Raw genomic sequence first — 11,295 nt, 5'->3', positions numbered from 1 at the left:
GTTTACTCTCCTACTTGTTAAAAATTTCATCCTGATAATTTTAAAATTATTGGGATGGATGTTTTTAAGGTTGTTAAACTCTTTTTAGATTACAATCATTCTTTTAAAGTATTTTAAAAACTCAGCTAAGATTAACAATAAATCATTTTAAATTATTTTAAGACGATTAAAAAGAAGTGAAGAGGATTGAAGATTAATACATTTGGTTGCGAAGGGGAGATTTGAACTCCCGACCTTCGGGTTATGAGCCCGACGAGCTAACCACTGCTCTACTTCGCGGCATATAAGATATTTGAAATATAAAATAAGAAGTGGATGGGGTAAAGGGATTCGAACCCCTGAATGACAGGACCAAAACCTGTTGCCTTACCGCTTGGCGATACCCCAATAAATATTTTTTAAAAGTGTAATTATAGTGAATTTTAATTTATTTGTCAAGCAATTTAAGTTATAATTTTAAAAATTTTAAGGAAATAAAGATGAAATTTGTTAACGTAGAACAAGCGATTAGGGATTTACAAGCAGGGAAAATGCTTGTAATGGTAGATGCAGAAGATAGAGAAAATGAAGGCGATTTAATCTTTCCTGCGCAATTTAGCACTCAAGAAAAAGTAAATTTCATGATAAAAGAAGCTCGTGGTGTGGTTTGCGTAGCTTTAGATGAAACTTTGGCAAAAAAATTTGAACTTCCTTTAATGGTGCCTAAAAATACTTCAAACCACGAAACCGCTTTTACCATAACCGTAGATGCAAAAGATGCTACAACGGGAGTTAGTGCTTATGAAAGAAATATGACTATACAAATTTTTGCTGATGATAATGCTAAAGCGAGTGATTTTGTAAGACCAGGACATATCAATCCTTTAATCGCAAAAAAAGGCGGAGTTTTAGAACGCACAGGTCATACAGAAGGTACGGTTGATCTTTGTAAATTAGCAGGATTAAAAGGTGCTTGTGTGATTTGTGAAATCGTAAAAGATGATGGAGATATGGCAAGAAGAGAAGATCTAGAATTTTTTTGCCAAAAGCATGATTTAAACATGATAGCCGTAAGTGATCTTATAGAATATCGCCTAAAACATGAAAGCCTTATTAAGCTTGAAGAAAAAAGTCAAAGTGTTTTAGCAGGCTTTAAAGCAGAAAAATTTATCTTTAGCGATCATAATCAAACCCAACATATAGCTTTTTGCTTTAAAGATATAAAAAAATGTGAAAATGTTAAATTTCATATCAGTGGTAGTGATTTTGAGCTTTTAACTTCAGATAAATTTTCAAAACTTTTAGAGCAAATCAAATTTCTTAGTGAAAATGGTGGCGTTATAGTTTTCATGCAAGGAGAAAAATCCAGTACCACTCAATACAAAAACTATGGTATAGGAGCACAGATTTTAAGATATTTTGGTATAGAAGAAATTAAACTTTTATCTCAAAGTTGTGATAAAGACTATATAGGCTTAGAAGGTTTTGGTTTAAATCTTAAAGCTTGTAATTTTAACTAAAAAGGAAAAAAATGACTTTAAAAGAACAAATTTTAAACGATATCAAAGAGGCAATGAAACAAAAAGATGATTTTAAAAGAGATAGTTTAAGAACTCTAAATGCAGCTTTTAAGCAAATAGAAGTGGATGAAAGAATAGAATTAGATAATGAAAGAATTTATAAAATCATTGCAAGTGAAATCAAAAAACGCAAAGACGCAATCGAACTTTATCTTAAGGCAAATCGTGAAGATTTAGCACAAAAAGAACAAAATGAAATAAGTCTTTTTGAAATTTATCTGCCTAAACAACTAAGTGATGAGGAGTTAACTTTAGCCTTAAAACAACTTATAGAAGAATTGGGTGTAAGTTCACTAAAAGAACAAGGTTTGGTAATGAAAGAAGCTAAAATAAAATTAGGTGCGAGTGTTGATGGCAAAAGACTTAATTTAGCACTTAAAGAGCTTTTACAATAATTTTTTGGAGTGTTATTATGAAAGAGTTAAGCGGTTCAGCAATGATTTGCGAGGCTTTAAAAGAAGAAAATGTTAAAATTGTTTTTGGTTATCCTGGAGGCGCTGCGCTTAATATTTATGATGAAATTTACAATCAAAAGTATTTTAAACATATTTTAGTGCGTCATGAACAAGCGGCTTTGCATGCTGCTGATGCTTACGCAAGAATGAGTGGAGAAGTGGGTGTAGCCATAGTTACAAGTGGACCAGGTTTTACAAATACTATTACAGGCTTAGCTACGGCTTATAGTGATTCTATCCCTTTGGTGTTGATTTCAGGACAGGTGGCAAATTCTCTTATTGGTACAGATGCTTTTCAAGAAATTGATGCAGTAGGTATTTCAAGACCTTGTGTAAAGCATAATTATTTAGTTACTTGCATAGAAGAGTTTCCACGCATTTTAAAAGAGGCTTTTTATATAGCAAGAAGTGGTAGACCTGGGCCTGTGCATATAGATGTGCCAAAAGATATAAGTGCAACTTTGGGACTTTGGGAATATCCTAAAGAAATTTCTATGAAAACTTATAAGCCTGTTTATAAGGGTAACTCAAAGCAAATTAAAAAATTTGCAGAGCTTTTAAAAGAAGCAAAAAGACCTTTATTTTACTTGGGTGGAGGTTGTATCAGTTCTAATGCAAGTGAGCAAATCAGAGAGCTTGTAAAATTTACAAAAATTCCAGCAGTTGAAACCTTGATGGCGCTTGGAACTTTAAGAAGTGATGATGTTTTTAATCTCAAAATGGCAGGCATGCATGGAAGCTATGTCGCTAATATGGCTTTAAGTGAGTGTGATTTGCTTGTGAGTGTAGGAGCGAGATTTGATGATAGGATTACAGGAAAAACAAGTGAATTTGCCAAACATGCGACTATAGTTCATGTTGATATTGATCCTAGTTCTATTTCAAAGATTATCAATGCGCATTATCCTATAGTAGGAGATATTAAAGAAGTTCTTAAAGAGCTTTTAGAAGAGCTTAAAAAGGAAAATTTCAACACAACTTTTAAAGAATGGCACGAAACTTTAAAGCGTTATAATGAACTTTATCCACTTTCTTATGAAGATAGCAATGAAGTTTTAAAACCGCAATGGGTGATTGAAGAATGTGCGAAGATGGCTCCTGATGCAAGGATTATTACCGATGTGGGTCAGCATCAAATGTGGGTAGCACAGTTTTATCCTTTTAATTATCCAAGACAGCTTGCAACAAGTGGAGGGCAAGGAACTATGGGATATTCTTTGCCTGCTGCTTTGGGTGCAAAGCTTGCTGTGGATGAAGAAGTGGTGATTAATTTCGTAGGTGATGGATCGGTTTTAATGAATATCCAAGAGCTTATGACTGCTCGTGAGTATGGTATAAAAACTATAAATATTATTTTAAATAATGCCTTTTTAGGTATGGTAAGACAATGGCAAAGTATGTTTTATAAAGAGCATTTTTCACAAACAGATTTAAGCACTCAGCCTGATTTTATCAAAATTGCTCAAGGCTTTGGTTGCGAAGGTTATGAAATTTCAAGCAAAGAAGAATTCATTCAAGCTTTTAACCAAGCTTTAAAAAGTGATAAAACCTCTCTTTTAAATGTAAAAATTGATCGCTTTGAAGATGTTTTACCTATGGTGCCTGCAGGAAGTGCGATTTATAATATGATTTTACCAAAGGCAAAGGATAGACAATGAGAAGGGTTTTATCGGTAATTGTTTTAAATGAGCATGGGGTTTTATCTCGTATAGTAGGACTTTTTTCAGGAAGAGGTTATAATATTGACTCGCTCACAGTAGCACCTTTGGAAAATAAAGAATTTTCGCGTATTAATATAGTCACTTCAGGAAATGAAAGAACTTTTGAGCAGATAGTCAAACAACTTCATAAGCTTATTCCTACTTATAAAGTGATAGAAAGTGAAGAATTTATTGACAAAGAAATGGCTTTGGTGAAAATTCCTTTAAATGAAAATTTAGGTGGACTTGATGCCGTTTTGAAAGCTTATAATGGTACTATTGCAAATAGTAATGAGAATTTTTTGTTTTTAATGGTTGCTGATGATGCAAATCGCATTGATAATTTTTTAAAAACAATTAAAAAATACAATCCTAGTGATATAGTTCGCAGTGGATCTGTTTTGATGGAGATTAAATGAAATTAAGTGAAATAGCAGAATTTTTAAGCTTGGAGTATAAAGGTGAGGATATAGAAATCAGTGCTTTAAATTCTTTATTGAAAGCAAATTTTACAGAGCTTACTTATTGTGATGGTGAGAAAAATACCAAAGATATACCTCACACAGGAGCTGCTGCTATTTTAGTATCTAAAGAATATGAAAATTTAGTACCTAAAGATACTAAAGCTTTGATTACTCAAAATCCACATTTGAATTTTGCTTTTTTAAGCAAGCTTTTTGCTAAGCCTTTGATAAGCACAGTTAAAGAAAAAATACAAAATATCGCAAAAAGCGCAAGAATCATGCCTAATGTTTATATAGGTGATAATGTAAATATAGGTGAAAATGTAATCATTATGGCAGGAGCTTATATAGGCGATAATGTCAGCATTGGTGATGAGAGTATTATCCATCCTAATGTAGTGATTTATAATGACACTAAAATTGGTAAAAAATGTCATTTGCTTGCTAATTGTGTAATAGGAAGCGATGGTTTTGGTTATGCGCACAATAAAAACGGCGAACATTATAAAATTTATCATAATGGCAATGTGATTTTAGAAGATTTTGTAGAAGTGGGGGCTTGTACAACTATAGATAGAGCAGTTTTTGATAGTACTATTATCAAAGCAGGTACTAAGGTAGACAATCTAGTTCAAATCGGACATAATTGCAATATAGGTCAAAATTGTATCATTGTAGCACAAACTGGAATTTCAGGTTCAAGTGAGTTAGGACGCAATGTTATTATGGGTGGTCAAAGTGCAACGAGTGGACATTTAAAAATAGGCGATTTTAGTACTATAGCTGCAAGAGGCGGTGTGAGTAAAAATTTAGAAGGCGGGCGCGTTTATGGTGGTTTTCCTATCATGCTTCAAAAAGATTGGCTAAAACTTCAAGCTAAAATAGCAATAAATTTTAAAGAAAAATCACAAGATTAGCATCGCATCGCCATAAGAGTAAAAGCGATATTTTTCTTTTATGGCAAGTTCATAAAGTTTTAAACACTGTTCTCTACCGATAAAAGCTGAAACTAGCATGATAAGAGTAGATTTTGGTAAATGAAAATTGGTCAAAAGATGATTTTGTCTTATAGGTGGATTTTGCGGGTGTAAAAAAAGATCACAAAAACCATTTTTTGTTTTAGTTCTTACGTAATATTCTATAGTTCTTGTTACCGTTGTTCCTATGCCTAAAATAGCTTGTTTTGAATCTATAATTTCACATGCTTGCTGCGGAATGTTAAAAAATTCGCTATGCATTTTATGCTCTTGTATATTTTCACATTCTACGCTTTTAAAGGTTCCAGCTCCTACATGTAAGGTTAAATGGTAAATTTCGTGTTTTTTTCTTAAATTTTCAAGCATAGTCTCACTAAAATGTAAACTTGCAGTCGGAGCAGCCACTGCGCCTAAATTTTTTGCAAAGATACTTTGATAATCTTTCAAATCACTTTTTTCATCCTCCCTTTTAATATAAGGAGGCAAGGGTATATGTCCTATCTTGTCAAGCAGGTTGTAAAGATTTGAGGTGTCTAAGGTTTTATCATTTTGAAAAAATTGAACTTTTCGAAGACCATCATCTAAAAGTTCTACAACGTGCGCTTTTAAATCCTCTCTAAAATATAAGATTTCATCTTTTTTAACACGCCCTTTAATTTGAGCTAGAAAAAGTGGATTGTGAGAATTTAAAAAAGGTTGATGCAAGAAAAGCTCTATTTTTCCTCCGCTTGCTTTATTGCCATAAATTCTTGCTTTAATAACTTTAGTATCATTGAAAAAAATCGCGCAGTTGGGTAAAAAGTCTTGTAAATTTTTAAAAGTAGTGTGAAAAATTTCTTTGTTTTTGCGATCAAAAACCAAAAGCCTAGCATTTTCTTTTGGATTTGCAGGATAGTTAGCTATGAGTTCATTAGCTAGAGTGTAATCATAGCTTGAAAGAAGTAAGTCTTTATTCATCACTTTCTTTATCTTTTGGGGCAGGATTTACCTTTTGAACAATTAAAATAGAAAGTCCATAAAGTCCGCAAAGTGGTCCTGCCATTAAAAATTGAGATAAAACATCAGGTGGAGTCATAAAGGCTGAAAAAACAAAAATAACTAAAACAGCTATGCGAAAATGGCGTTTTAAAAAACTATCATCTATAAGCCCGATTTTAGCAAAGAAAAAGGCAATTACAGGCATTTCAAAAGCTAAACCAAAAGCCACAACAACTTTTGTAAAAAAATCTACATAAGTTCCTATGGTAATCACAGGATTAAAATCTTCATTTAAACCAAAATTAATCAAAAATTTAAAAGCCAAAGGCACTACAACAAAATAGCAAAAACAAGCCCCTAAGGCGAACATAATGCTTGCAAAGCTAACAAAAGGCACCACAAGGCGTTTTTCATTATCATAAAGTCCTGGAGCTACAAATTTCCAAAATTGCCAAAAAATTACAGGTAAAGAAAAGATAAAGGCTGCAAAAAAACTAACTTTCATTGCAGTAAATAAGGCTTCTTGTACTTCAATTACATTCACATGTTTGGCTACTTCGGGCAAAACAGCTATAAGTGGAGCTTTTAGAATATCTAAGATATAGCTTCGTAGAGCAAAACATACAATAAACATAACTACAATGCAAGCAACGCTTATAAAAAGGCGTTTTCTAAGTTCTATTAAATGAGGTCTTAATTCTTCAAACATTTATTTTTCCGTTTTATCTTGTGTTTCTAATTTGCTAAGATTTGGTTTTTCTTCTGTATTTAAATTTTGTCCGCTAAGGTTATTTTTTGTGTTATCATCTCTGCTATCAAAGGTTAAATCTACCTTTGTTTTATCTAAAATATCTCTTTTAAGGTCATCAAATTCTTCAAAACTGAGTTTTTTGCGTATGTTTTCATTAGTGCTTGAAAATTCATCTTTGTATTTCTTAGCTTCTTCTTTTAAGTCATTGATGCGTATTTCTTTTTCTATGCTTGATTTTGCATCATCTATGTTGCGTTTTACAGCCTTTAGAATTTTTGCTATTTGTACTATAGCTTCTGGAAGTTTATCAGGCCCTAAGACTAAAATCGCTACAACTAAAATAACTATAATTTCACCAAAACTCATTAATCATTACTCTTTGATTTGATATTTTAAATAAATATTTTACTTAAAAAACTTAAATTTAAGATGAGAGATATAAAGCAAGTTCGTCGCTAATGAGAAAATTAGGATTAAAATATCTTTTATTTTTGTAAAAAAGTTTTTTTTCTTTTAATAATATATTTATTTTGTTTTTTTGCCATTGATTGAGTTTTGTTTCATCAATCCCTACTATACTTCTAAGTCCTAAAAATAGGTGTTCTAAATTCAAGTCTTTAGAACTTAGCTGCTCTATAGATCTAAAAGTGGGATTTTCTATGTAATTTTTTAAATTTTTTGCTGTATAAAAACGCTTGTTTTCATAAAATCCTACCGCACTTAATCCACAAGCTAGGTAGTTTTTTCCTTGCCAATAAGCAAGATTATGTTTGCAAATTTGGGCTTTGGTTTTTGAAAAATTACTGATTTCATATTGAAAAAAGTCAAGTTCTAGGAGTTGTTTGATGAAAAATTTCATTAAATTAGGAGCATTTTTTTTGAAATGTTCTTTTTTGGCAAAGGCTGTGTTTGATTCTATGGTTAAATTATAAGCACTAAGGTGTGTGATTAAAGCCTTGATTTGTTTTAAGTGTAAGAGTTCAAATTCAAGCATTTTTTTATTGTCTAATTTTGTATCATAAATAAGATCTAAATTGATATTTTTAAAACCTACTTTATTTGCGTTTTCTAATGCTTTGATAATCATTTCTTGATTATGAATTCTTCCAAGAAAGTGAAGTTTTTTAGGATGAAAACTTTGAGCTCCAAAAGAAATGCGATTAACTCCTAGATTTTTCATATTTTTAAGCCAATTTAATGTTGCTGAGTTGGGATTAGCTTCGCATGAAATTTCTACATTTTTATCTAGTAAAGGATATAAAATTTTAAAAATATCTTCATAATTATACGCATCAACACAACTTGGTGTTCCTCCGCCTATGAATAAGGTTTTAATTTGATTTGATTGAATGTTAAATTGTTTTAATTGAAAAATAATATCTTCTTTTAAAGCCTTAAAATAGGCTTTTTCATAATCATTTTTTTTCAAACTTGTAAAAGCACAATAATTACATTTGCTTTCACAAAATGGAATATGGATATAAAAATGCATAAAAACCCTAAAATATTTTATTAAATTTTTTAATGTATTTTAATAAAAATTTGATTTGATTTAGGTTAAAATTATTTCCTTTAAAATTAAGGAAAAATATTGTGGAAAACGAGAAAAATTATAGACCAAATGTTGCAGCTATTGTTTTATCAAGTTCTTATCCTTTTGAGTGTAAGATTTTTATAGCTAGAAGAAGTGATATGGATAATATTTGGCAATTTCCACAAGGAGGTATTGATAAGGGTGAAAGTGTCAAAAACGCTTTATTTAGAGAACTAAAAGAAGAAATAGGTACTGATGAGGTTGAAATCATTGCTGAGTATCCAGAATGGTTGAGTTATGATTTTCCGAGTAAAATTGTTAAAAAAATGTATCCTTATGATGGGCAGATTCAAAAATATTTTTTAGTGCGTTTAAAGCACGGTGCTACAATCAATATCAATACCAAGCATCCTGAATTTGATGATTATCAATTTGTGAGTGTTAAACAAATTTTTGAAATGATTAATCATTTCAAAAAAAATATTTATGTTAAAGTGATCAAATATTTTGAAGAGAAAGGTTATATCTAAAATGCTTATAGTTCAAAAATATGGTGGAACAAGCGTTGGAACACTTGAGCGTATCGAAGCAGTAGCCAATAGGGTTATTCAGAGTGCGCAACAGGGTAATCAACTTGTTGTTGTAGTATCTGCAATGAGTGGGGTGACAAATACTCTTATCGAGCAAGCTGAATATTTTAGTAAAACTCCTAATGGTAAAGATATGGATATGCTTTTAAGTAGCGGAGAGCGTGTAACAAGCGCTTTAGTTTCTATTGCTTTAAATGAAAAGGGTTATTCTGCTATATCATTTTCTGGGAGAAAAGCAGGAATTATTACAGATAGTGTTTTTACAAAGGCAAGAATTCATCATATTGATACAAAAGCGATAAAATCAGAACTTCAAAATGGTAAAATAGTCGTTATAGCGGGTTTTCAAGGTGTAGATGAGGAAGGTAATGTAACTACTTTAGGGCGTGGCGGAAGCGATTTAAGTGCTGTGGCAGTAGCAGGTGCCTTAAATGCGGATTTGTGTGAAATTTATACCGATGTTGATGGGGTCTATACAACAGATCCAAGAATTGAACCAAAGGCAAAGAAATTGGATAAAATTTCTTATGAAGAAATGCTTGAACTTGCAAGTTTGGGTGCAAAAGTTTTGCAAAATCGTTCTGTAGAGCTTGCAAAAAAATTAAATGTTAACTTAGTAACCAGAAGTAGTTTTAACAATAACGAAGGAACAATGATAACAAAGGAAGATGGAATGGAACAAGCTTTAGTAAGTGGTATTGCTTTAGATAAAAATCAAGCAAGAGTGACTTTAAGAAATGTAGAAGATAAACCTGGAATCGCAGCTGAAATTTTTTCTGTTTTAGCAAATGAAAATATTAATGTAGATATGATTATACAAAATGTTGGAGTTGATGGTGCTACAAATTTAGGTTTTACAGTTCCTCAAAATGAACTTGAATTAGTCAAAAATGCTATGCAAAAAATTTTAAGTCCAAAAACAACCATAGAAAGCGATAGCGCTGTGGTAAAAGTTTCCATAGTGGGTGTAGGTATGAAATCACATTCAGGAGTGGCAAGTAAAGCTTTTAAAGCTTTAGCTGATGAGGGGATTAATATCGGTATGATTTCTACTAGCGAAATTAAAATTTCGATGATAGTTCATGAAAAATACGGAGAACTTGCAGTTAGAGCACTACATGAGTGCTATGGACTTGATAAATAAATGAGTGATTTTTTAAGTTTTACTCTTGAAAATATCCGCAATGGCGGAGCTTTTATGGCATGGTTGGAGTCGCGTCGTTTAGAATGGGCTCCTTTGATGGCTGCAAGACTTAAATATCTTTTAGAAGGACGCACTTTTGTCTTAATGTGTGATGAACAAAGATCTTGGTATGAAGAGTATTTTTTAAAAAATATAAATTCAAAAGCCGCTCGTCCTATGCTTCCTTTTGTGTCGTTAAATTCTTTATGCAAGAAGAAAGTACAAAGTTCAGAAGATATAGCTTTACTTAATGACTTGCTTGACATTTCTTTTCCTAATGGTTATGTGTATTTTTATGTAGGAAGTGCTTCTGATAATAAATCTTTAATCGCTAAATCAAGAGATGATAGTTTATTGTGGCTTTTTGATGAGCAGTTACAAGATAGTTTTTATTTAAATTCTAAAGATAAAGACTTGGATATCAAGCTTATTAGTTTATATCAACTTTTTGATGTAAGTTTGGATGCAATATTATTTTCCAAGGTGCAATTAGGATAAATATTTTGTTTATTAGTAAGATTATTATCAGTGAAGATTTTTTAGGTATTAAAGAAGAAATGATTAATAATTTTGGTATTAAAAAATTAAGATTTTTTATGCCACAAAATGAATTTTTACTTGATGATGCAAGAGCAGTTGAAAAAGAAAGCTATATCGCAGAAACCGAAGAAAAAATTATTGTTTTAATGGCGGATTCTTATAGGATAGAAGCACAAAATTTTTTACTTAAACTTCTTGAAGAACCTCCAAAAAATATTAAATTTCTTATTGTGGTACCTTCTAAAAATTTACTTTTACCTACTATAAAATCACGTCTTATTTGTGAAAAAAGAAAAGTTGAAAAGGAAGTTAAAAAACTTGATTTAGATCTTAAAAGAATGGATTTAAGAATGCTTTTTGATTTTTTGCAAAAAAATGAAAATTTGGATAAAAATGAACTTATGGATCAAATCGCATTGCTTGCTAAAGAATGTGTGAAATATAAAGATTTTAACGCTGAAGAATTAGAGTTTTTTTATGAAAGTTATGAGCTTGCAAAATTAAATTCTAAAAGCGGGGTACTTTTGGCTACTCTTTTATTAAATTACTATACAAAGAAATAAA

12 protein-coding genes, 2 tRNA genes and 1 pseudogene are annotated in these 11,295 nt (G+C 31.2%); 9 read left to right on the top strand and 6 right to left on the bottom strand.

Annotated elements, in window-relative coordinates:
* Positions 1 to 203: 203 nt before the first annotated feature.
* A tRNA-Met gene (locus AJ884_RS02445) sits at positions 204 to 279 on the bottom strand.
* A 33-nt stretch (positions 280 to 312) separates the two neighbouring features.
* Positions 313 to 387, bottom strand: a tRNA-Gln gene (locus AJ884_RS02440).
* A gap of 92 nt (positions 388 to 479) precedes the next feature.
* Here AJ884_RS02440 and AJ884_RS02435 point away from each other — a divergent pair.
* The 5 genes from AJ884_RS02435 to lpxD are packed head-to-tail and all read left to right on the top strand — an operon-like array spanning position 480 to position 5,095.
* Positions 480 to 1,499 carry a bifunctional 3,4-dihydroxy-2-butanone 4-phosphate synthase/GTP cyclohydrolase II gene (locus tag AJ884_RS02435; protein WP_070233245.1) on the top strand — a complete coding sequence of 340 codons (1,020 nt, stop codon included), beginning with the start codon at positions 480 to 482 and terminating at the stop codon, positions 1,497 to 1,499.
* 11 nt (positions 1,500 to 1,510) lie between these two features.
* Positions 1,511 to 1,954 (top strand): GatB/YqeY domain-containing protein, encoded by a 444-nt coding sequence (locus tag AJ884_RS02430; protein ID WP_002852081.1) that lies wholly within the window; start codon positions 1,511 to 1,513, stop codon positions 1,952 to 1,954.
* A 17-nt stretch (positions 1,955 to 1,971) separates the two neighbouring features.
* The gene (locus tag AJ884_RS02425; protein ID WP_070233247.1) at positions 1,972 to 3,672 is read left to right on the top strand and encodes an acetolactate synthase large subunit; all 1,701 of its coding nucleotides are present in this window, start codon (positions 1,972 to 1,974) and stop codon (positions 3,670 to 3,672) included.
* Positions 3,669 to 4,133, top strand: coding sequence for an acetolactate synthase small subunit (gene ilvN / locus AJ884_RS02420; protein WP_002852211.1), 465 nt, complete (start codon positions 3,669 to 3,671; stop codon positions 4,131 to 4,133). The genes AJ884_RS02425 and ilvN overlap by 4 nt, the downstream gene beginning before the upstream one ends.
* Complete coding sequence (gene lpxD, locus AJ884_RS02415) at positions 4,130 to 5,095, top strand: UDP-3-O-(3-hydroxymyristoyl)glucosamine N-acyltransferase (protein WP_070233249.1); 966 nt, start codon at positions 4,130 to 4,132, stop codon at positions 5,093 to 5,095. The genes ilvN and lpxD overlap by 4 nt, the downstream gene beginning before the upstream one ends.
* Here lpxD and queA read toward each other — a convergent pair.
* The 4 genes and pseudogenes from queA to hemW all read right to left on the bottom strand — a co-directional run bounded on the left by queA (position 5,084) and on the right by hemW (position 8,376).
* Positions 5,084 to 6,112: a tRNA preQ1(34) S-adenosylmethionine ribosyltransferase-isomerase QueA gene (gene queA / locus AJ884_RS02410; protein ID WP_070233251.1), complete on the bottom strand. Its 1,029-nt coding sequence runs from the start codon at positions 6,110 to 6,112 to the stop codon at positions 5,084 to 5,086. The genes lpxD and queA overlap by 12 nt on opposite strands.
* Positions 6,105 to 6,842, bottom strand: coding sequence for a twin-arginine translocase subunit TatC (gene tatC, locus AJ884_RS02405; RefSeq protein WP_002856930.1), 738 nt, complete (start codon positions 6,840 to 6,842; stop codon positions 6,105 to 6,107). The genes queA and tatC overlap by 8 nt, the downstream gene beginning before the upstream one ends.
* Positions 6,835 to 7,250: pseudogene (gene tatB / locus AJ884_RS02400) on the bottom strand (Sec-independent protein translocase protein TatB). The gene tatC and the pseudogene tatB overlap by 8 nt, the downstream one beginning before the upstream one ends.
* Positions 7,251 to 7,308: 58 nt before the next feature.
* On the bottom strand, positions 7,309 to 8,376 hold the full coding sequence (gene hemW / locus AJ884_RS02395; protein ID WP_070233252.1) for a radical SAM family heme chaperone HemW: 1,068 nt from the start codon (positions 8,374 to 8,376) through the stop codon (positions 7,309 to 7,311).
* Positions 8,377 to 8,477: 101 nt separating this feature from the next.
* Between hemW and AJ884_RS02390 the strand changes: the two genes are divergently transcribed.
* From AJ884_RS02390 to AJ884_RS02375, 4 genes are read left to right on the top strand one after another with little or no spacing between them, the layout of a single operon-like run.
* Positions 8,478 to 8,948 carry an RNA pyrophosphohydrolase gene (locus AJ884_RS02390; protein WP_052817268.1) on the top strand — a complete coding sequence of 157 codons (471 nt, stop codon included), beginning with the start codon at positions 8,478 to 8,480 and terminating at the stop codon, positions 8,946 to 8,948.
* Position 8,949: 1 nt separating this feature from the next.
* On the top strand, positions 8,950 to 10,152 hold the full coding sequence (locus AJ884_RS02385) for an aspartate kinase (RefSeq protein ID WP_070233253.1): 1,203 nt from the start codon (positions 8,950 to 8,952) through the stop codon (positions 10,150 to 10,152).
* Positions 10,153 to 10,689, top strand: coding sequence for a HobA family DNA replication regulator (locus AJ884_RS02380; protein WP_070233254.1), 537 nt, complete (start codon positions 10,153 to 10,155; stop codon positions 10,687 to 10,689).
* A gap of 5 nt (positions 10,690 to 10,694) precedes the next feature.
* Entirely contained in the window at positions 10,695 to 11,294 is a 600-nt protein-coding gene (locus AJ884_RS02375; RefSeq protein ID WP_002921223.1) for a DNA polymerase III subunit delta', read from the top strand.
* Position 11,295 lies beyond the last annotated feature (1 nt).

The organism is Campylobacter sp. BCW_6463 (genome assembly GCF_001762785.1).
Lineage (GTDB): Bacteria > Campylobacterota > Campylobacteria > Campylobacterales > Campylobacteraceae > Campylobacter_D > Campylobacter_D jejuni.
This window is presented reverse-complemented; position numbering and strand designations above follow the sequence as displayed.

Bases quoted from the DNA above. Each gene is read 5' to 3' on its own strand.
- AJ884_RS02435 (WP_070233245.1), top strand. From the start codon at position 480: ATGAAATTTGTTAACGTAGAACAAGCGATTAGGGATTTACAAGCAGGG.
- AJ884_RS02430 (WP_002852081.1), top strand. From the start codon at position 1,511: ATGACTTTAAAAGAACAAATTTTAAACGATATCAAAGAGGCAATGAAA.
- AJ884_RS02425 (WP_070233247.1), top strand. From the start codon at position 1,972: ATGAAAGAGTTAAGCGGTTCAGCAATGATTTGCGAGGCTTTAAAAGAA.
- ilvN (WP_002852211.1), top strand. From the start codon at position 3,669: ATGAGAAGGGTTTTATCGGTAATTGTTTTAAATGAGCATGGGGTTTTA.
- lpxD (WP_070233249.1), top strand. From the start codon at position 4,130: ATGAAATTAAGTGAAATAGCAGAATTTTTAAGCTTGGAGTATAAAGGT.
- queA (WP_070233251.1), bottom strand. From the start codon at position 6,112: ATGAATAAAGACTTACTTCTTTCAAGCTATGATTACACTCTAGCTAAT.
- tatC (WP_002856930.1), bottom strand. From the start codon at position 6,842: ATGTTTGAAGAATTAAGACCTCATTTAATAGAACTTAGAAAACGCCTT.
- hemW (WP_070233252.1), bottom strand. From the start codon at position 8,376: ATGCATTTTTATATCCATATTCCATTTTGTGAAAGCAAATGTAATTAT.
- AJ884_RS02385 (WP_070233253.1), top strand. From the start codon at position 8,950: ATGCTTATAGTTCAAAAATATGGTGGAACAAGCGTTGGAACACTTGAG.
- AJ884_RS02380 (WP_070233254.1), top strand. From the start codon at position 10,153: ATGAGTGATTTTTTAAGTTTTACTCTTGAAAATATCCGCAATGGCGGA.